A 20,518-nucleotide genomic window follows, 5' to 3' on the forward strand; every position below is an offset into this window, starting at 1 on the left:
AATCCATCTGATATTAAGAACACAAGTGCTGCAATTTTTGGATTAACTAAATTGAACTGCCTTTTTATGAATTAAAACTTGGTTTTTTGTGCTACAAAAAAGCTCTAGGCCTCATCCGGTAATCCCTCCTAAAAATGAACGAGATCTACCTGAAATATGGGCAGAACCATTAACAGGAACGAGATCAGCTTAAGTAAGATCAGCCAAAAAGTCGTGGTTATGGGATGAGTCGATAGGTAAAAACTTAGTCATGACTAAATATCTATTACTTAGAACACACAGCTTCCCCTGGGCTAAGATAGCTTACAGGCAGAATCTTTCCAGCTTCAGAAATACATATTTGCGTTGCAAAATTTTTATTTGATTCCAAATTCACATCATATGGTTTGTTTATTTTAAAAATATTTAACGGAATTAAGGCACAATCATCCTCTAATATAGGAAATTTTCCTTTACTGTATGTCTTTTCATACACAGTTTTATAATCTTTACTATCTGTTATTTCTGCAACAAAAACTAGATATGAGTTTTCAACATCGGAATAGGTTTTTTCATTATTTGTGAAAATACATACATTATTATCTTTAATAGTGGATTCAAGATTTCTACTAATAGGTTGTGCACAACTGTTTATAGTAAGTAAACTAAGTAAAGACATTAATAAAACAGGATTTTTTTTCATGATTTAAGCTTTAGGTAACAAAGATTTATCTTTAGGGTTTAACAAAAAATCTCTTAATATTTTTTCAACATACCCTAATAATTTTAGACTTTTTTGATGGTGCGCTCGTGATGGGCTAATTTTTTGTAAATATATTGCATCAAACCAAAACTCAATGATACGACCTTGCTGCTCAAAATTAAAATCTTGAAATTTTTTATTAAGATCTCTGCCCATTAAGTCTGTATCGTAAGCTTTTAACTCATTTTGACCTGAATCAACTGAATTTACTTCGGAAGTATATCCACCATTACAAAGTTGCTTTATGCCAAGCCAACCATTCGTTGCACCCATTTGATATTGCCAAACATGAGTCATTTCATGAATAAACCAATGTCTTACATTTGGTTTAGCAATACTAAAGTCTGTTATTTTTAAATAATCATCTTTAGGTAAATATATTTCTCCAGCAGGCGTCATCGCATTGCCAGTTCTTGTGTGTATCAATCCACCTAAATGTATCCAAACTTTAGAATAATCAATAGAGTCCTTGAATACCAATTGAGACATTGCTATCTCACCAGATGTAAGTTTACGTTTAGTCCCTATTTTGATAGCAACAGCAGCCTTTGCTTTCATATCTCCATCAATTTTTTTTAATTTTGCAGAAAATGTTGCAATAACATTAGTCATGATTATGCTCCTTCGAAATAATTTTTAATTCAACTTCCTCATCTTCAGTTCCTTTTATAAGTTCAGTCAAACCGTCTTTATCCGTAGTTCCATGAATAACTTCACCATTTTTATGAACTTCATAACAAATTTCAGCCAGTGGCTCACCTGTTAACTCATCTTGTAATAAAAATCTTTGACCATACTGAAACTCAGGTTTAGATATAAAGTTATTAGTATTTTTTGATGATGTTTCGAATCTACCTGATCCATTACTCATAACAGCAAGATCAGAAATTTTTAAATATCTTGAACCACAAGTAGAAGTATCACCTGCAGCTACAATGCTTTTTCCACCAACAATCATAAAGCCTTGATTCGAAGCTATTGCACATGATTGAACTTTACACAGAGGACAATAATGCGTCATACCATCTAAATGGACAGCTTTACCTTCAACTAAAAAAGACGAATCACCTAAAATAATGATTCCACCATGATCCGTTTTACAACCAACGGTAATTAATGCTTTCATTTATAATTTTATGTTTAATTAATAACAGCGCCATTAGACCTCTTTCATAAATCATTTTTTACTCAGTTCCAAGTTGTAGATTCCAGCGATTAAATTGAATCTCAAACCAAGTCTCTTACCTCTATTTCGATAACGCTCAGTAAGGATTTTAAAGGTCTTCAAACTACCAAATACATGCTCAATCCCTATTCTTCTTTTATTGATTTCATGATTATAGATTTTTAGTTCAGGATCTAATTTACAGTGCCTTTTCGCTTTTAATGGCAACAGGCTATTGGGATACAACGTATAAATCCCTTGATAGCCTTTATCTGCAAGAATAAAAGCTCCTGAAGGAATCTTGCTTAAATTGCGTTTGAATAACTCAAAATCATGCACCGCACCGCGATCAGTACATAAGCTCAGAATTTGCTGAGTTTTATAATGAATTATGGCCTGTACTTTAAAGGTGTGTGTCTTTTTCTTGCCACTATAGCTTTTCTTCTGTTTTTTTAGGCCTTTGTATTGGAATTTCTGTGGCATCAACGATCACCACATTCCAGTCTATGCCTTCACCTTCTGGCAAACTCTTCTGCAAATTAAATAGATTGGACTTGATCAGGCAATCTTCAACATGACGTACAATTCTTGAGGTTGTTGGCTCTGAAACTCCGTAACTCGTCGCAACGTGAAATAAAGTTCGGTATTCACGCCAATAGCTTAGGCAGAGTAGAACCTGATCCTCCACGCTTAATTTGGGCCGTCTGCCTTTAGTTGCAACATGCTTCTTTAATTGCTCAACCATTAAATAGAAGGTTGACCATGAGATGCTCGTATATCGCTTAAGCTGTGTTTCAGAAAGCTTCTTTGAATCGATGTATTTCATCTACAGATTATGCACGATAGCTCTGAAATATAGGGTATAAATATCAATCAAAAATATGGTCGTTTTTTGATTTATGAAAGAGATCTATTAAAACACAAGAATTAAACGATACAAAGTTTGAAAATTTCATTCTTTTTTCTTTTTCTCCATTTAAAATAATGGCGGTTATAGGAAATTGAGTTTCTCTTAATTAGGTAAAAACATCAGATGCCTTATCAAAATTTAAATGTTATGTATGATTTCGGATCAATCAGTTTAGAGGTTATAGAAAAATTTGAGCAAGCTTATGAAATTAACTTACCTTTAAATTATAAAAAGCTGATTACATCTCATAATGGGGTGCAATTTATTGAGAATAGCTTTGAATATACTGATTCTAACAGTGAAGTAGGAGAGTCAGGCATAGCGTTCTGTTGTTTTGGAAGGAGATAGGAGGTGATCATATTGAAAACTATCAAGATCAAGATATATATGGCCATGATAGGATAGTCGTCTTTGGACTAAATGGTTGTAGTGATTATATCGGATTTGACTATAGGCCTGACGTTAATAATCCGAAAATAGTTCTTATGTACCATGATCAATATATTAAAGACCAACATGGAAACCCTAAGTTAAAATTAATAGAAGTATTTGATAATTATTATAATCTTTTGAGTTTACTAAGCTAGCTTAAATTATTAACCTGAGCTTTATTTAACATAATGGCGATTATTCAGAATCTGAAAAACTTTCTTGTTATACATACAGCATAGGTATCTAAAATCGCAGATACCTATGCTTCTTAAAATTACTTCTTCTTACGCTTCAAACGACGTTTCGCTTGCTGTGCTGCAACAGCATCTAACACCTGTTTTAACTCTTCATCGCTAAAAGTGGTAATGTGTTGCAACATTTGTAAAGTCACATCATCTAGGACCAAATTGGCATTGGCAGCAATATTGCTAAAGTTGCTGTCAAACACAATCGAGCCTTCGGCATTGGTACTGATATAGCCTTGTTGAGTCAGTACACGAATAAAACTTTGGAATAGGGCTTTATCAAAGAACTCTGGTGAATTGAACTCATACAATACGGATAAGCGCTGACCCACCAAGTGGCTCAACTCTTCCACTTGACGCGTCGAGATGTTGCCAGAACCACGCTGCGTAATCAGCGCTAAGGTCATGTAATAGCGCTCTAGGCTTTGCATTACAGGACCCGCGAGCACTAACAATTGATTATGTTCTTCAGTATTTGGTGCAGGAGAAATCAAGTGTCCATCGGCATCTTCAGTAATCAGTTTTGTACTGAGTAAAGCATCTGCGTAAGCGGAAATTTGCGCTTTTAAGCTTTCGTCATCCCATTTCAGGAACAACTCAGCTTTCAAGAATGGATACAGGGTACGAATCACATTGCATAAATCTTGACGCTTGATGATGCCGTTATGTTCCACCAATGCTGCAATTAAAGATGGCAAGACAAAGGCATGCACAATGTTGTTACGGAAGTAGGTGAGTAATACGGCTTGATTGTCTTCAATTGCGATAATGTCACCCAGAACGTGTTTCACGCGCTTAATCAGTTTGAGTTTTAAACCATAGGCAATAATTTCTTTGCCAGAAAGTGGTGTAACTTGCGTGCGTTCATCATAAGGCAATGCAGTCAGCAAATTGCGGTAAGCATCTAACTGTTTAATGCACAGTTCTTCATCCAGTGTATGTTTTGGTGTCGCCAATAAAATTAAAGACAACAAAGATACAGGGTTAATCACTACGGCACGGTTGATGTTTTCCAAAATGGTATGCGCAGCACTACTCACAGCATCGGAGACTTCATTTGGAATTGGATCGTCATTTTTCTCAATGCGAATATTTTCAGCACCAAAGGCTTTAAGTTTGTCGTCAAGGAATACAGGTTCACCAAAGTTCACATGTACTTTACCGAAGATACGTTCAATTTTGCGCAGGGTTTTGACAATCCCAAGGACTGATTCTGCTTCTTTCGGTTTGCCTTGCATTTCACCAACATAGGTTGAGCCTTCCATTAGGCGTTCATAGCCAATATAGGTGGGAACAAACACAATCGGTTTTGCACGTCCACGAAGATGGCTGTGCACCGTCATGGCGAGCATACCTGTTTTTGCGGGCAATAGACGGCCTGTGCGTGAACGTCCGCCTTCAATGAAATATTCCAAAGGCGTGTTACGCGACAGAATACTGTATAAATATTCTTTAAATACTGTGGTATATAAGCCATTGCCACGGAAAGTTCGGCGAATAAAGAACGCACCGCCACCACGTAATAATTGACCCACAAATGGCATATTCAGGTTATCACCCGCCGCAATGTACGGCACCATCAAGCCACGTTTATAAATCACATAAGACAGTAGCAGATAGTCGATATGACTACGGTGGCATGGGGTATAAATAATTTCATATTCTTTCGCCAGTTCACGCACCGTGCTGAAGTTATGCACTTCAACGCCATCATAGAGCTGCGTCCATAAACGCGTCAGCGCCATATCAGCAAAGCGTACCGCAGAAGATGAATAGTCCGAGACAATTTCATTTAAATAACTAATCGCACGACGCTCTGCTTCTAGCATACTGATTTTGCTGCGAATACTTTCCCGACGAATGGCATCTTGTACATCTTTTGCCTTAATCAGGCTGTGCATGACGTTACGACGGTCTGACAAATCAGGACCAAGCACCACTTCACGCTGCGCATCCATATAGTTATTTAAGCTGCTAATAATATACGTCGCAGGCGATAAATTTGGATGGGTGGTTTTGGCATACTGGATCAGGTCACGTAAGGATTGGGCTTCGTGGAATTCCAGATAAGATTCACGTCCATGCAAGCCAATATTCACCAGTTGTTTCACACGGCTTGGTGTTGCCCACGTATCGGTAAATAACAGTTTAAACCAAGAGTCTTCTTTATCTGGTGAACGACCCCACAGTACCGTTACAGGCACCAGTTCAATATCTAAGTCTGGATGCTTTTCGAGTAAGTCGATGAAGCGTAATAGACGGGGTGGAAGCGTATTGGGTGGTGGGCTCAGTAAGTTCTGCTCATCATGATGTTGCAAGAATAAGATCGAGGCTTTTTCTTTATGTTCACCAATCAAGAGTGAGTCTAATGCGGCTGGTAATTGTAAACGACGGGTTTCGCCATCGACCACCAAGGCATTGCTACGCGAATAGTTTTGTAAGACGTAACACACCACTTTTTTGCTCGGTGTACTAGCAACATTTGGGTCTTCGCTGGTTGTTGGAGTTGTCGGGTTGCTGGGTACTTCACCCAAAATATGAGGGGTTACCACAAGGTCAAGCAGCTTGCTGGAAAGCTGGCGATACATTTGACCAAAGCCACGCTTGGACATAAATACTCCTAATACGGTACGAAGCCCCAAAATGTGAAGGGGGAATTATTCTGCGTAATTGTAATCAAAAACTAGAGGTCATTTTCTGATAAATTCACTGCTTATGCCAAGATTCTAGCCTTAAACCACATATTTTTAGCAATTAAATTTGAAAATTACAGTGACAGTACAGTCAATTAATCTCTAGGGGAATGGTCAACATTTAGGTAATATAGTTTTAGAGCGAGCGCTCTATGGTCTTTCTAATCAACACCAACATGGGTGTGTCTAAAATTTAAAACAGGTCTGCTATGAATGCCTTAACTCAAGAATTGGTTGAACTGCTTAGCCTTGAAAAAATCGAAGAGAATATTTTTCGCGGTCAAAGTCGTAATTTGGTAGGTAAGCGTGTTTTTGGTGGGCAAGTTTTGGGGCAGGCTTTACGTGCCGCTTCCTACACGGCAGATCGTCCCGCACATTCCTTACATGCTTATTTCCTCTTCGGGGGCGATGTGAATGCACCCATCATTTATGAAGTGGATCGTTTAAGAGATGGGAAAAGTTTTGTCAGCCGTCAAGTGCGTGCCATCCAGCATGGACGTACCATTTTTACCGCGATGGTTTCTTTTGCAGAGCCAGAAGAAGGCTTGAATTATCAGATTCAGGAACCTGATTATCCAGCACCGCTGCAAGTGAAATCGGAAGCTGAATTGAAGACAATGTTGGTCGAGTTTGTACCTGAAAATGTACGTGCCAGCTTTATGCGTGATCGTCATGTCGAGATTCGCCCGATCGATCCAGCAAATCCGTATCAGCCACAACCTGCTGCACCTTCTTATGCGCACTACATTCGTACCCATGACCCAATTACGCCAGAAATTGATGAGGTTTCACTGCATCAAGCCATTGCCGCATTTTATTCAGACTTTACGTTAATGACCACGGCATTACGCCCACATGGTTTGAGTTGGTTATCTCCAAGTTTGCAATGTGCCAGTATTGACCATGCCATGTATTTCCATAAACCTTTCCGTGTGGATGACTGGATGTTGTATGACATGGATGCAACAGTAAGTGCGAATTCGCGTGGACTGAATTTTGGACGCATGTGGCAAAATGGCGAGTTGGTCTGTAGTACCACCCAAGAAGGCTTGATTCGGCTCAGAGAAATTGAAACGCAGTAAGAAAAAATAATTAAAATAGTGATAGGTGAGTTTGCTGTGCTCAAAAATTCAATGGTAAGACTATTGCGAACTCACCTTACGGCGTCGATGATGACCGTCAGTATATGTTTCTCTATTTCGAGTTGTTCAAATGATGCATCGACTTCACAAGAATACCAAAATGCCTGTTATGGTGAACCCTTACTTACAATAGAGCAGCGCAATCAGGCATTAGAAGATGGCTATACGATTAATCAACAATATAAATGTATTGATCTAAACTCTTATCGTGCCATGCAAGAAGCTCAAGCTCAAAGAGAGGCGGCAAGGTCGCCAGAAGCTTTAGCACAAAAAAAAGCTGAAGATGAAGCTCACGATGCTAGAAATGCCCAACAACGTCAAATAAGACAAGCAGAGAAAGACGCTAAACGTGCTTTGCGCTATGAATTGCGTCTGGTGGAAATTAATACCGCATCAACTGCTGAGTTAGCAAAAGTGTGTAGTATCCGTGAGGAAACAGCCGAAAAAATTGTGAAAGAACGTATAAATGGTGGGCAATTTAAGGATTGGGTTGATGTTATGCATAGAGTAATTGCACTTAGTTCAGCACAAAATGTTTTATATGCTTCTACCTGTGGCTTAGTTGTCAATGGTGCTAGCTTTGATGGCGTACCAGCAAATGAAGAAAAAGCTCAAATGATCTTCCAACAATATCTTCGTTGAAAATGCGATGGGTAAGTGAATCATTTATTGGCTTTTTTATCATAAGGTTGTGACAAAAAATTGCTCGATTCTTCAACATCAGCATGACATAGTAGTGTTAAGTTAAAATGCTTTATCAATCATAATGAATTTAAACACACAGATTTTAATTGCTGCCATTCTGGGGATTGCTTTTGGTTTTCTACTCAGTGTCTTTCCACAGAGTAGTTTCTTTAGCACCAGTTTATATGGCTTGGGCATTATCAGTAGTATTTTCATTGGTCTACTGAAAATGCTATTAATCCCTCTGATTTTTAGCTCGATCGTGGTTGGGGTATCTAATTTACAAGCAGGTGGGCAACTTGGAAAAGTATGGAAAATCACGGTCGCCTGCTGTGTCACGACCACCACTTTAGCCTTAATTTTAGGGATTGGCTGTGCACATTTATTCGATGTGGGTAAAGGGGTAGATATCGCCTTATTCCAGAATGATATGAATCAATACCAAACCCCTGACACTTTAACGCCATCTTCTTTCTTTACCAATTTTATTCAGAATACGTTAATCAATCCATTTAAAGCCTTTGCAGAAGGGAATGTCTTGGCAGTGGTGGTATTTGCGCTCTTCATTGGTGTGGCATTGGTACATGGTGGTGAGCGATTTAAAGCGGTGCGTCAGCTTGCAGGACAGTTCTTTGAAATCATGATGCTGATGATTCGTTGGGTCATGAAACTGGCCCCATTGGGGATTTTTGCATTACTCGCCAAGCTAATTGCCACGGAAGACCTTTCTGTATTGAGCCGTTTAGCCGAATTTGCTGTGGTGGTGACAGGAACCACCATTTTTCATGGCGCAGTGGTGTTGCCGTTGTTGTTATGGATTTTTGGCAAGATGGATCCCGTGACGTTCTTTAAAGGTACGCGAGCTGCGCTGATTACCGCATTTGCAACCAGTTCCAGTTCAGCCACCATGCCGCTATCCATGAAATGTGCACAAGAAAATCTCAAAGTCAGTCCCGCAACCGCAGGCTTTGTGATCCCGTTGGGTACACAATTAAACATGGATGGCACAGCGCTATATGAAGCTGCTGCTGCGTTGTTTGTCGCCAATCTGATTGGTTTGGATTTAAGTTTAGGTCAACAACTGATTGTCTGCTTAACCGCAATGATTGCATCTTTGGGAGCGCCAGGTATTCCAAGTGCTGGGATGGTCACTATGATTATGGTTTTGCAATCGGTGGGTTTACCCGCGGAAGCCATTGCAATTTTATTGCCGATCGACCGCTTGCTGGATACGGTGCGAACCGTGGTCAATGTGCAAGGCGATATGATGATTAGTGTGGTGGTCGATCGCCATACCCGTGAAGCTGTCACGGAATTAAATAGCTAGCTGTTTTCCCAGCAGGGATTCCAGACAATTTCCCAGAGGTGTCCATTAGGGTCTTGAAAATAGCCTGCGTAGCCGCCGTAAAAAGTGGCTTGTGCAGCTTTGGTAATGGTCGCGCCAGCCTGTGCAGCTTGGGTCATAATGGCATCGACTTCGGCTGCTGAGCCGACATTGTGTCCTAGCGAAAATCCAGTCGGACAGATTGGTGTTAAAGCCAAACCTGTATCTGCACTTAAACTCTGTTGCGGCCAAAGTGCCAGTTTTAAACCTGATTGCAGTTCAATAAAGGCGACCGCGCCGTTTTCAAATTCTTGACCGATAATTCCCTCACTTTCAAAGCCTAGACCTTGGCAGTAAAAATTGAGCGAAGCTTGTAAATCATGAACCGCAAGGGTGAGTACACTAAGATGGGCGTGCATGGCGAGAGCTCAACATCTAAACATGATGTTTTAGAATGAGCAAAAAAGCAGGCCTATTCAGCCTGCTTTTTGTAGTGTTTGGATATTTTCGGGTTTTAGGCGATTTTGAGCATGGCACGCAAGGCCGCAGGCGATTGATTCAGATACGCAATTGCATCTTCAGTTTTGGCTTCATGTACAGGGTCGTACCACGGCATTAAGTAGCCCAGTTGTTGGGAGATGAGCCAGAGTGGGTTTGGCAACAAACCATTGTTGCGTTGAGAAATGGCATACCATTCACGCCAAATCCACGGTTTGTAGATGGCAGGGCGGATCGATTTAAAGCGTGGGTCTTGCTGCATGATATGTGCTGTACCATCCACCCACAGTCCAAGTACCGCAGCGATCACTACAATACTAAGGTAATAACGTGCGAGATAGCTGCCACCCAAATGGTGGTACAAATCGAATGCCACGGTGCGGTGTTCAATTTCTTCAGCACCATGCCATTTTACTAAGTCGAGCATGGCAGGATCTGCGCCACGTTTTTTCCACTCGGTATTGTAGAGTGCATATTTACCCAAGACACAGGTCATATGCTCAACAGTGGCAACAATCCCTAAACGGAACAAGTCCCATTGATGTTCTAGCGGTTTGGGAATATTTAAGCCCAGAGGTTGGTCTGCCAGTAGTTTTCCAAACAGGAAATCCATCAGATCCAGATTACGTTGAATGTCGATTTGACGTTCGCGTAAATATTCTTTGTTGGCAGAATTGTGTGCTTGTGCATGCATGGCTTCTTGGCGAATAAAGGCTTGTACATCTTGTTTAAGTTTTTCATCTTGAATTTGCGATAGGACTTTATTGTACAGACGGCAAAACCAGAACTCGCCTGCCGGTAAAATCATATTAATTTCATTAATAAAATAGCTGACAAAAGGTTGTTCTGGCACCCAGTCCACGGGTGTATTTTGCCATTCAAACTTCACTTTGCGCGGTTGAATACAATATTGAATTGAAGAGCCATTTTTTGTTTTTTTCAGGCGTTGTAACAGTTTCATACTACGGTCTCAAGCATTTTTTGATGCATTCAAAACAGTATGAAAAAAATGTCCCGCAATATGTTTAGCAATGCGGGACATTTCAATGTCAATTCATGAAGAATTGATTGGGTTGAATCGCACTTAATCTGGTTTCGGTGCTTGCTCAGGGGGATCTACTTCAATTTCCTCGGCATCGAAAGCTTCGCTCTCATCATCTTCTTCAATGCTGTCTTCGGCTAAATCATCTGCTTCCGCTTCAGGAATAAGCGCTAGGTCAAACTCGGCAGATTGTTCAAGGGTGAAATTCAGACGACCACCCATAACACTGGCAAGCTCTTCTAAACCTTGTTTGTTTAATGAAGAAAACAATTGAATCGAGAAATCGAGTTTCATTTTCTTCAATTGTTGTTTGACGTCTAATAAGGCTTGGTTGGCAGGACCACGGTTCATTTTATCTGATTTGGTCAACAACACATGCACAAACAGTTTACGTGAGTAAGCCCATTCCAGCATCATCACATCAAAATGTTGTAAAGGATGACGGATATCCATCAACAATACCAAGCCTTGTAGGCTTTGACGATGAATCAGATAATTTTCAAGCTCTTTTTGCCACACAATTTTCATGGCTTCAGGAACGGCTGCATATCCATAGCCAGGTAAATCGACCAGACGTTGATCTGGATTACCCAAACTAAAGAAGTTGATCATTTGGGTACGCCCTGGTTTTTTCGAGGCGCGTGCCAACTGCTTTTGATTGGTTAACGCATTAATTGCACTGGATTTACCTGCATTGGAGCGTCCAGCAAAAGCAATTTCGTAACCAGTATCTTCTACACAGATATCGAGCTTGGGTGCACTCATTAAAAAAGCGGCTTTACGTAGCCAGTTGAGTGCGCGTACAGCATATTCAGTAATCACAGGATCAAGCTTTTTCTCGTAGCTGATCTTTTGCTTAGGCGCCTGCGCGATTTTACTGTTTTTTGATTTTCCTCTGCTGTGGTGCATAACTCAACTTCATTCACTTATTTTCAAGTGCCTAGTATAAAGGAAGTCGCCCACGCACGCGAATTTTCCTCTTGTAACCTGAAAATGTTATAGGTTGAGTAGTTCAATGCCATTTGTAATGGTCTTGGTCTTTTTAGCATTTGAGTGCGCAAGTACTTCACCTAAGGTGTATTGGTTTAAATGCTGATAAAACTGATCGAGTGCTTGATCTAAAATACTCTTTAGACCGCAATGACTTCTAAGTACACACGGAGGATTGTTGCATTCCACAATCTGATTTTCACCTTGTAGGGTTCTGACTGCGTCACCGACTTTAAGGTGGACCGCATCGGGGTTTAGCCGTATACCGCCGCCTTTACCACGGGTGGTGATCAACCAGTTTTGCTTGCCCATAAAGTGCACAATTTTAACCAAATGGTTTTGTGATACCTGAAGGTCTGCTGCAATTTCAGCAATGGTATAAGCATTGTCTCGTGGTCGTGAAATATACATGAGTATGCGTAGGGCATAATCGGTAAATTTGTTTAGTTGCATGATTGTGCTCATCTTTTTTTGAGATGAATAGATAAGGCTAGTCTAACATAGACTAGCCTTATACGGTACGCATGCGAGAGCAGGTTTAGATGCGAACCCCACCTGTACCAAATGCTTCACTATGAATTTGTTCAGGTTTAATGCCGCGAGCGACGAGGGCTTTATGCTGTTCTGCCATAAATGGCATTGGACCACATAGGTAGTAATCGGCATTTTTTGGTAACAATGCTGCATCCACTGTGCCCAAGTCTAAGCGCCCAGCCACATCATAATCATCACCTAATACATCGCCTTCATGTGGGAATTCGTAGGCAGTAAACGTTGTTAGGCGAGGGAATTTTGATTTCTGCTCATGAATATGTTGTTTCATGGCATGGACTTGGCTGCTGCGACAAGCATGAATAAAGCTGACCGGTTGTGGCATATCCAGTGTAACTAATTGATTAAGCATGGCAATCATTGGGGTTAAGCCGACACCACCACTGATAAAGACATTGCGTTTGCTGCTATCAATTAGATAGAAGTTACCTGTTGGTGCAGAGACTTCAATTTCAGCACCTTCAGCCAAACCATGCAGTGTGCTTGATACCCAACCACCCGCTAAATCACCTTTCTCATCTTCACGTTTTACCGAAATGCGTAAATAGTCGGCTTGCGGGCTGGTCGATAAAGTGTATTGGCGAGGTTGTTTTAAACCTAACTCTTCGACAAATACGCGAACTGAAATATATTGACCTGCTTCATATTTTGGTAATGCACCACCGTCGACAGGCGCGAGATAGAAAGAGGTAATTTCATCACTTTCTACCACTTTCTTGGCAATTTTAAAATTACGCCAGCCTAACCAACTGCCTTGTGTTTGTTGATGCAGATTATAAATGGCTTTTTCAGTGCTAATAAATAGATCTGCCAACTGCCCATAAGCCGCTGCCCACGCATCAATTAATGGATCTTCCATTGAGATGTTAAGGACTTCACTGATGGAATAGAGCAAGTTTTCACCCACAATATTGTAGTCAGGGGCTTGAATATTCAGGCTGACATGTTTGTGTGCGATTAATTCAACCACAGGCAAAAGAACAGAAGGGTCTTCAATATTTTCTGCATAAGCCAATACGGCACCCGCAAGTGCTTGTGCTTGAGCGCCGCTACGTTGGTGTCCCATATTAAAGGTTTCTTTTAATTCAGGGTTGTTCCCTAACATGCGGTTATAAAAATAGCCGGTTAATGCAACGCCATTTTCACGAAGAACAGGGACAGTGGCTTTTACAAGTTCAATTTGCTGCGGAGTCATGATGTGATCTCACTTGGCTGTTATTTATAAGATGTATTTAAAATACATATTTAGTATTTTAATTGCAATCTATTTTTAACACAAAACCCTATTATTTTTATGGAATAAATAGTCGAAAGGTTTTTGGCGAAAAAAAGACGATAGACATGATTGAAAATCTAAGGTCGGTATGGGTATCTTGATATGTCGATAGCGCTGCACATTGGAACGCTATTTCCCACCAAATAAAGAGCCAAGTAAACCACGCACAATTTTTTGCCCTGTAGAGCCGCCTAAACTGCGGGCAGCACTTTTGGCAAAAGTTCCCACAATATCTTCAGTAAGTTTTTCCCGCTGCTTGGCAGCACGATCGGCTTCTTTTTGTTGTTCTCGCGCTATACGTTCTTGTTCTTTGGCCTGTTGTTTGGCAAGGATTTCTTGTTGTTTAGCTTGTTCTTTCGCAAGCATATCTGCTTGAGCTTGCTGTTGGCGTTCAACCACTTTTTGCTGTAAGCGCTCGTAAGCACTGTCGCGGTCTACACTTTGTTCATATATGCCTGCCACGATACTTTTGCTCATTAATGCTTTGCGGATTTCGGGTGAAATTGGGCTAAAAGCAGAGTAGGGAGGCATGACCCAGCCACGCTCGACAATTTGTGGTATGCCTTGTTCATCGAGGCAACTGATTAGCGCTTCACCAACGCCCAGTTCGGTAATGGCTTGCTCGACATCAAATTCAGGATTGGCACGAAAAGTTGTGGCTGCGGATTTAACTGCTTTTTGATCTTTAGGGGTAAAGGCACGTAATGCATGTTGTACCCGATTTCCTAGTTGTCCTAATACGGTTTCAGGTAAATCCAGTGGATTCTGGGTCACAAAATAAATCCCGACGCCTTTGGATCGAATTAAGCGCACCACTTGTTCAATTTTTTCTTGCAGTGCAGCACTGGCATTGTCAAAAAGTAAATGGGCTTCATCAAAGAAGAACACCAGTTTCGGTTTATCCATGTCGCCAACTTCAGGTAACTGCTCGAATAACTCAGAGAGCATCCAGAGAAGAAAAGTGGCATACAGCTTCGGGGTATTCATCAATTTATCTGCTGCAAGTAAATTGATGTAACCTCGACCATCGGCATCGGTTTGAATAAAATCAAGAATATTCAAACTAGGTTCACCAAAAAACTGATCTCCTCCCTGATCGGCCAGTGCCAGTAAGTTGCGTTGAATGGCCCCTAGACTGGCAGGGGAGAGATTGCCGTATTCAGCTTTAAAGTCTGCGGCATGTTCGCTGACATAACCGAGCATGGCTTTTAAATCTTTAAAGTCAATCAGCAGTAGCCCCTGATCATCTGCAATCCGAAAAACTGCCGATAAAACCCCTTCCTGTGTGTCGTTTAAATTCAACATTTGTGCCAGTAAAAGTGGTCCAATTTCGGAAACCGTGCTACGAATTGGATGTCCTTGCTCACTAAATAAATCCCAGAAAACCATAGGTGAGGCAGCAAAGGGAATGGAATCAATTCCTAGGTTTTTAATGCGTTCATCAAGTTTTGGATTGCTACTGCCGGCTTGAGCTAGACTAGAAACATCGCCCTTGGCATCGGCAAGAAAAACGGGTACACCAATACGTGAAAAACTTTCGGCCAATACCTTTAGGGTTACAGTTTTACCAGTTCCCGTTGCACCCGCAATTAAACCATGTCGATTGGCAAATTGAGAATGTAAAACAATAGCTTGTGTTGTATCCGTGGTTTTTTTTGCAATGACAATTGGTGTACTCATTTTTCACCTATTTTAGAATTTATTCGAGCTGTTTTAATGCGTTTTGAATATCTTGGACTAAATCGTCAGCATCTTCTAGTCCTATACAAAAACGGACCAATAAACCTTGTTGTAAATGTGTATTTTTCAGTGAACGCATGTGGTTGAGTTCATACAGCATGACCAAGCTGATTGGGCCACCCCAGCTAAATCCGAGCTTAAATAAATTCAGATGATCACAAAATTCACGCACTGCTTTTAAGTCATATTCGGGTTTAAAAATCACACTCACCAAGCCTGCACTTTTGCCTGTTAGGCAGACTTGTTTCCAGTGTGCATGCCCTGCAGCATCAGGATCACTCGGATGTAAGACTTGACTAAATTGCGGTTGTTGTTTTAACCATTCGAGTAGTTTTAAGGCTGATTTCGCTTGTTGTTCGTAACGTATGGACATGTGAGCCAAGCTACGCTGAATCTGGGCGGTGTCATCGCCAGAAACGGCAATACCTTGTATGGCATGCATACGGAATAATTGATGATGTAGTTGCTGATTGCGTGTCACCACAGAGCCCATCAAAATATCACCACCACCACTCGGATATTTGGTCAAGGCATGTACACTGACATCTACGGCTAAGTGCTCATCGGCAAAATCAAAAGGATTAAAGGCTAGGCCTGCCCCCCAAGTATTATCCAATACGGTCAAAATCTGTTGAGCTTGCGCTTTTTGAACCAAGCCGACTAAATCAGGGAATTCTAAGGTGACGGATCCTGCGGCTTCGAGCCAAAGAAGTTTGGCATGGTGGGATGGGGTAAAACTTGTAACATCTATAGGATTGTAAACTCGCACTTGAATGCCGTAGCGTTTTTCCAGATTGCGCAGATGCTCCATATTAGGACCATAGACATTATCGGGTACCCAGACTTCATCACCTTGCGCGAGTAAAGCGGAATTGACTAAATTAATTGCAGAAAGTCCACTGGGTGCCAATAAACAATATTCCCCACCTTCAATTTGAGCAATCTGGTCTGCGAGGGTAAATGTCGTTGGTGTGCCATGTGTACCATAACTATAGTCATACGGGTCAGTCCAGTGGCGATTAAATAGTGCATCGGTATTCTCAAAGATAATGGTGGATGCACGAAACAAGGGAGGTTGAACGCTGGAAATATACTGTGGTGCTTTTCTTGGTGCATGAATTAGCGCAGTTTGAGGTTTCTTGTTCAAGATGTGACTCATGTAAAGCGTAGGATGGAACCTAGATTAAGAGAATATGTCAATTTTCGCTACCGAATTAGGAAGAACTGTAAAAACAAGCAACCAAATCAAAAGTTGGCTTCAATTTTGCTAAATCTAAGCAAAGCTACAACAATAGGTTACAGCGCATGAAGTCGCATTTAAAAGTACATTATTTTCAGCATATTGCTGGTGAAGGGTTCGGTAGTTGTTATGAGTTTTTAAAAGCGCATCAGGCACAAATTACAGCCACAGAATTTTTTGCCTTACCTGTGGATTTACCTCTGGAAATTGAGGCTTTACCGCAAATTGAAGAAGTAGATCTTCTCATCATCATGGGAGGAACCATGAGTGTAAATGATGAAGTAAATTATCCATGGTTAAAAATCGAAAAGCGCTGGCTCAGACGTTATTTGGCATTGGGTAAACCTGCTATTGGTCTGTGCTTGGGTGGGCAATTGATCGCGAATGCTTTGGGTGCTGCGGTCAGTAAGAGTGGCATGCAGGAACTGGGTTGGACGACGGTACGTAAAGTACAACATGTACCCCAAGATTGTTTTGAGTTGCCTGAGCATTTTAATGTCATGCAGTGGCACAGTGAGACCTTTGAAATTCCGAAAGGCGCGATTCATTTGGCAGAAAATGATGTATGTCGCAATCAAATGTACCAGATTGGAAAGAATGTATTGGGCTTTCAGTTTCATCCCGAAATCACGCCAGAAACACTGAGTTTATTTTTAGAAAATGATGATGAACTGGCTCACTTTTCAGGTGCCTTTGTGCAAACTGAAAGTGAATTGAAACATTCGCAGAAAGCACATTTTTTACAAGGGAATCAGTTGCTCAATCAAGCCATTGAGTATGTCTTGCAAAAAACAGCGTAACGGTTAAATAGTAAACAATGGAAAATCATGGGAATTTGAAAAAAAAGGAAAATGGATTTGCTTAAGCGTTAAACAATGGCTATAATGGGCGACCCTTTAATGAAAGGGGGTTAACTGCGAAGAAAGTAGTTAACATCGTGACAGTCGTGGCATCGATCATGACCTTAGTGATATTTCACTGCTCTTGACACTTACCTTATTTAGTGGGGTGAGATGCGTCAAGGGTGATTCTTTATATATTTGGCTTGGAGTTAACTGGTATGTCTAACCAGAGAATTCGTATCCGTTTGAAGTCTTTTGATCACCGTTTAATTGATCAATCTGCTCAAGAGATCGTAGAAACAGCAAAACGTACTGGCGCACAAGTTTGTGGTCCAATCCCGATGCCTACTCGTATCGAACGTTTTAACGTTTTAACATCACCACACGTTAACAAAGATGCGCGTGACCAATATGAGATCCGCACTTACAAACGTTTGATCGACATCGTTCAACCTACAGATAAAACTGTTGATGCATTGATGAAGTTAGATCTTGCTGCTGGTGTTGATGTTCAGATCGCTTTGGGTTAAGACTTTCGGTTAATTAACGCTTTTAAGTTAATTAGGCCGCTTTTTTAGAGGTTATGCACATGGCTATTGGTTTAGTCGGTCGCAAGTGCGGTATGACCCGTATCTTTACAGATGCTGGTGTTTCTGTGCCTGTAACAGTGATTGAGGTTGATCCTAACCGCATCACTCAAATCAAAACGCTTGAAACTGATGGTTATCAAGCGATTCAAATCACTACTGGTGAACGTCGCGAATCTCGCGTAACTAACGCTCAGAAAGGTCACTTTGCGAAAGCGGGTGTTGCTGCTGGTCGTCTAGTTCAAGAATTCCGCGCTACAGAAGCTGATCTTGAAGGTCGTGAAGTTGGTGGTGTTCTAACTGTTGATTTGTTCACAGTTGGTCAAATCGTTGACGTTACTGGTACGTCTAAAGGTAAAGGTTTCCAAGGTGGTGTTAAGCGTTGGAACTTCCGTACCCAAGATGCTACTCACGGTAACTCACTTTCTCACCGTGTTTTAGGTTCTACTGGTCAAAACCAGACTCCTGGTCGCGTATTCAAAGGCAAAAAAATGGCTGGCCATTTAGGTGCTGAACGCGTAACTACACAGGGTCTTGAGATCGTTGCTATCGACACAGAACGTTCAGTTCTAGTTGTTAAAGGTGCGATTCCTGGTGCTACTGGTGGCGACGTTACCGTTCGTCCTACGATCAAGGCCTGAGGGGAAATAACGTGAATTTAAAAACTGTTTCCGGCTCTGCTGTTGAATTATCTGAAGTTGCTTTCGGTCGTGAATTTAACGAAGCACTTGTACACCAAGTTGTTACAGCTTACTTAGCTGGTGGTCGTCAAGGTTCGAAAGCTCAGAAATCACGTGCTGACGTATCTGGCGGTGGTAAAAAGCCATTCCGTCAAAAAGGTACTGGTCGCGCTCGTGCCGGTTCTATTCGTAGCCCAATCTGGGTTGGTGGTGGTAAAACTTTTGCTGCTCGTCCACAAGATTGGTCTCAAAAAGTTAACCGCAAAATGTATCGCGGTGCAATGCAATGTATCTTAGCTGAACTCGTTCGCCAAGATCGTCTTGTATTGGTTGAAGAGATTGCTGTTGCAGCTCCAAAAACTAAAGAATTGCTTGCGAAACTTAACGACTTGAATGCTACTCGCGCATTGATCGTTACTGATGCTGTAGATGAGAATCTATATTTAGCAGCGCGCAACATTCCACACGTTGATGTGGTTGATGCTACTGCAATCGATCCTGTTAGCTTGATTGCGTTCGATAAAGTTGTTATGTCTGTTGCTGCTGCTAAGAAAATTGAGGTAGAACTCGGATGAACAACGAACGTATCTATCAAGTCCTACAAGGACCTGTATTCTCAGAAAAAGCACAAGTTTTAGGTGAGACTGCTGGTGTTCAAGTTTTTAAAGTTGCACTTGATGCAAATAAACTTGAAATCAAAAAAGCAGTTGAACAACTCTTTGGTGTTCAGGTTGTTAAAGTTAACACAACGATCACTAAAGGTAAGTCTAAACGCTTTGGTAAAACATTAGGACGCCGTTCTGATGTTAAAAAAGCATACGTCACCCTGAAAGCTGGCCAAGATGTTGAAATGGCTGACTTGGGCGATACCGCTGAAAGCGCAGCGGAATAAGGACGAGAATTATGCCAATTCAAAAATGTAAGCCAACGTCTCCTGGACGTCGCTTTGTAGAGAAAGTCGTTCACGACCATCTTCACAAAGGCGCGCCTTATGCTCCGTTGGTTGAAGCTAAAAAACGTACTGGTGGTCGTAACAACAACGGTCACATCACGACTCGTCACGTTGGTGGCGGTCACAAGCAGCACTACCGTCTTGTTGACTTTAAACGTAACAAAGATGGCATTCCTGCGACTGTAGAGCGTATTGAATACGATCCTAACCGTACAGCACACATTGCACTTGTATTGTATGCTGATGGTGAGCGTCGCTACATCATCGCGCCTAAAGGCCTTCGCGCTGGCGATAAAGTTCAATCTGGTAACGATGCTCCAATTCGTCCAGGTAACTGCTTACCGCTTCGCAACATGCCAATCGGTTCTACTCTTCACAACATCGAACTTAAAATCGGTAAAGGCGCGCAATTAGCTCGTTCTGCTGGTACTTCAGTTCAGTTGTTGGGTCGTGACGGTTCTTACGCCATCGTTCGTTTACGTTCTGGTGAAATGCGTAAAATTCACGTTGAGTGCCGTGCAGTTCTTGGTGAAGTTTCTAACCAAGAAAGCAACCTTCGCTCACTTGGTAAAGCAGGTGCAGCACGCTGGCGTGGCGTTCGTCCTACCGTTCGTGGTATGGCGATGAACCCAGTAGATCACCCACACGGTGGTGGTGAAGGGCGTAACAAAGGTATTCAACCTGTAAGCCCATGGGGTCAAAAAGCTAAAGGGTACAAGACACGTACCAACAAGCGTACGACTAAGATGATTATTCGCGATCGTCGCGTCAAGTAAAGGAAT

The 20,518-nt window shown here is 41.4% G+C and carries 23 protein-coding genes; 10 read left to right on the forward strand and 13 right to left on the reverse strand.

All coding sequences use genetic code 11. From position 1 onward, the window contains the following. Window positions 1-265: 265 nt before the first annotated feature. The 5 genes from M5E07_RS01645 to M5E07_RS01665 are packed head-to-tail and all read right to left on the reverse strand — an operon-like array spanning window position 266 to window position 2,733. On the reverse strand, window positions 266-682 hold the full coding sequence (locus M5E07_RS01645; RefSeq protein ID WP_252221341.1) for an NF045616 family extracytoplasmic (lipo)protein: 417 nt from the start codon (window positions 680-682) through the stop codon (window positions 266-268). 3 nt (window positions 683-685) lie between these two features. Further along, complete coding sequence (locus M5E07_RS01650) at window positions 686-1,354, reverse strand: zinc protease (RefSeq protein WP_252221343.1); 669 nt, start codon at window positions 1,352-1,354, stop codon at window positions 686-688. Continuing rightward, on the reverse strand, window positions 1,347-1,868 hold the full coding sequence (locus M5E07_RS01655; protein WP_252221345.1) for a PAAR domain-containing protein: 522 nt from the start codon (window positions 1,866-1,868) through the stop codon (window positions 1,347-1,349). The genes M5E07_RS01650 and M5E07_RS01655 overlap by 8 nt, the downstream gene beginning before the upstream one ends. A gap of 51 nt (window positions 1,869-1,919) precedes the next feature. Beyond that, complete coding sequence (locus M5E07_RS01660; protein ID WP_252221353.1) at window positions 1,920-2,390, reverse strand: transposase family protein; 471 nt, start codon at window positions 2,388-2,390, stop codon at window positions 1,920-1,922. Then, window positions 2,338-2,733 (reverse strand): transposase family protein, encoded by a 396-nt coding sequence (locus M5E07_RS01665; RefSeq protein ID WP_252221355.1) that lies wholly within the window; start codon window positions 2,731-2,733, stop codon window positions 2,338-2,340. Before M5E07_RS01665 ends, M5E07_RS01660 begins: the two co-directional genes overlap by 53 nt. A gap of 207 nt (window positions 2,734-2,940) precedes the next feature. Between M5E07_RS01665 and M5E07_RS01670 the strand changes: the two genes are divergently transcribed. Next, window positions 2,941-3,165 carry an SMI1/KNR4 family protein gene (locus M5E07_RS01670; RefSeq protein WP_252221357.1) on the forward strand — a complete coding sequence of 75 codons (225 nt, stop codon included), beginning with the start codon at window positions 2,941-2,943 and terminating at the stop codon, window positions 3,163-3,165. Window positions 3,166-3,523: 358 nt separating this feature from the next. On the opposite strand, the gene plsB is transcribed toward M5E07_RS01670, so the two are convergent. Further along, window positions 3,524-6,106 (reverse strand): glycerol-3-phosphate 1-O-acyltransferase PlsB, encoded by a 2,583-nt coding sequence (plsB, locus tag M5E07_RS01675; protein ID WP_252221359.1) that lies wholly within the window; start codon window positions 6,104-6,106, stop codon window positions 3,524-3,526. A gap of 290 nt (window positions 6,107-6,396) precedes the next feature. Between plsB and M5E07_RS01680 the strand changes: the two genes are divergently transcribed. The 3 genes from M5E07_RS01680 to M5E07_RS01690 all read left to right on the forward strand — a co-directional run bounded on the left by M5E07_RS01680 (window position 6,397) and on the right by M5E07_RS01690 (window position 9,340). Further along, window positions 6,397-7,269, forward strand: a complete 873-nt coding sequence (locus M5E07_RS01680) for an acyl-CoA thioesterase (protein WP_116761987.1) — start codon at window positions 6,397-6,399, stop codon at window positions 7,267-7,269. A gap of 63 nt (window positions 7,270-7,332) precedes the next feature. Continuing rightward, window positions 7,333-7,971 (forward strand): ComEA family DNA-binding protein, encoded by a 639-nt coding sequence (locus M5E07_RS01685; protein WP_252221361.1) that lies wholly within the window; start codon window positions 7,333-7,335, stop codon window positions 7,969-7,971. A gap of 124 nt (window positions 7,972-8,095) precedes the next feature. Next, window positions 8,096-9,340: a dicarboxylate/amino acid:cation symporter gene (locus M5E07_RS01690; RefSeq protein ID WP_116761982.1), complete on the forward strand. Its 1,245-nt coding sequence runs from the start codon at window positions 8,096-8,098 to the stop codon at window positions 9,338-9,340. Here the strand turns inward: M5E07_RS01690 and M5E07_RS01695 are convergent. The 7 genes from M5E07_RS01695 to M5E07_RS01725 all read right to left on the reverse strand — a co-directional run bounded on the left by M5E07_RS01695 (window position 9,337) and on the right by M5E07_RS01725 (window position 16,594). Then, the gene (locus tag M5E07_RS01695; protein ID WP_252221363.1) at window positions 9,337-9,756 is read right to left on the reverse strand and encodes a VOC family protein; all 420 of its coding nucleotides are present in this window, start codon (window positions 9,754-9,756) and stop codon (window positions 9,337-9,339) included. The two genes, M5E07_RS01690 and M5E07_RS01695, sit on opposite strands and share 4 nt — an antisense overlap. A 95-nt stretch (window positions 9,757-9,851) precedes the next feature. Further along, window positions 9,852-10,796: a metal-dependent hydrolase gene (locus tag M5E07_RS01700; protein ID WP_252221365.1), complete on the reverse strand. Its 945-nt coding sequence runs from the start codon at window positions 10,794-10,796 to the stop codon at window positions 9,852-9,854. Between the two features lie 123 nt (window positions 10,797-10,919). Continuing rightward, complete coding sequence (gene yihA / locus M5E07_RS01705) at window positions 10,920-11,786, reverse strand: ribosome biogenesis GTP-binding protein YihA/YsxC (RefSeq protein WP_252221374.1); 867 nt, start codon at window positions 11,784-11,786, stop codon at window positions 10,920-10,922. Between the two features lie 87 nt (window positions 11,787-11,873). Beyond that, window positions 11,874-12,320: an RrF2 family transcriptional regulator gene (locus tag M5E07_RS01710; protein ID WP_252221376.1), complete on the reverse strand. Its 447-nt coding sequence runs from the start codon at window positions 12,318-12,320 to the stop codon at window positions 11,874-11,876. A gap of 85 nt (window positions 12,321-12,405) precedes the next feature. Then, window positions 12,406-13,614: an NO-inducible flavohemoprotein gene (gene hmpA / locus M5E07_RS01715; protein ID WP_252221379.1), complete on the reverse strand. Its 1,209-nt coding sequence runs from the start codon at window positions 13,612-13,614 to the stop codon at window positions 12,406-12,408. Between the two features lie 210 nt (window positions 13,615-13,824). After that, window positions 13,825-15,375: a helicase HerA-like domain-containing protein gene (locus tag M5E07_RS01720; RefSeq protein ID WP_252221381.1), complete on the reverse strand. Its 1,551-nt coding sequence runs from the start codon at window positions 15,373-15,375 to the stop codon at window positions 13,825-13,827. Window positions 15,376-15,394: 19 nt separating this feature from the next. Beyond that, the gene (locus tag M5E07_RS01725) at window positions 15,395-16,594 is read right to left on the reverse strand and encodes a PLP-dependent transferase (protein ID WP_116761968.1); all 1,200 of its coding nucleotides are present in this window, start codon (window positions 16,592-16,594) and stop codon (window positions 15,395-15,397) included. 146 nt (window positions 16,595-16,740) lie between these two features. On the opposite strand from M5E07_RS01725, the gene M5E07_RS01730 reads away from it, so the two are divergent. From M5E07_RS01730 to rplB, 6 genes are all read left to right on the forward strand, one after another. Next, window positions 16,741-17,475, forward strand: coding sequence for a type 1 glutamine amidotransferase (locus M5E07_RS01730; protein ID WP_116761966.1), 735 nt, complete (start codon window positions 16,741-16,743; stop codon window positions 17,473-17,475). A 260-nt stretch (window positions 17,476-17,735) separates the two neighbouring features. Further along, window positions 17,736-18,047 (forward strand): 30S ribosomal protein S10, encoded by a 312-nt coding sequence (rpsJ, locus tag M5E07_RS01735; protein WP_000070912.1) that lies wholly within the window; start codon window positions 17,736-17,738, stop codon window positions 18,045-18,047. A gap of 59 nt (window positions 18,048-18,106) precedes the next feature. Then, window positions 18,107-18,745, forward strand: coding sequence for a 50S ribosomal protein L3 (rplC, locus tag M5E07_RS01740; RefSeq protein WP_116761964.1), 639 nt, complete (start codon window positions 18,107-18,109; stop codon window positions 18,743-18,745). Between the two features lie 11 nt (window positions 18,746-18,756). Beyond that, window positions 18,757-19,359, forward strand: coding sequence for a 50S ribosomal protein L4 (rplD, locus tag M5E07_RS01745; protein ID WP_016168601.1), 603 nt, complete (start codon window positions 18,757-18,759; stop codon window positions 19,357-19,359). Beyond that, complete coding sequence (gene rplW, locus M5E07_RS01750) at window positions 19,356-19,676, forward strand: 50S ribosomal protein L23 (RefSeq protein WP_131325405.1); 321 nt, start codon at window positions 19,356-19,358, stop codon at window positions 19,674-19,676. Before rplD ends, rplW begins: the two co-directional genes overlap by 4 nt. An 11-nt stretch (window positions 19,677-19,687) precedes the next feature. Beyond that, window positions 19,688-20,512, forward strand: a complete 825-nt coding sequence (gene rplB, locus M5E07_RS01755; protein ID WP_116761960.1) for a 50S ribosomal protein L2 — start codon at window positions 19,688-19,690, stop codon at window positions 20,510-20,512. Window positions 20,513-20,518: the final 6 nt, after the last annotated feature.

Source organism: Acinetobacter tibetensis, assembly GCF_023824315.1.
In the GTDB taxonomy this organism is placed as follows: domain Bacteria; phylum Pseudomonadota; class Gammaproteobacteria; order Pseudomonadales; family Moraxellaceae; genus Acinetobacter; species Acinetobacter tibetensis.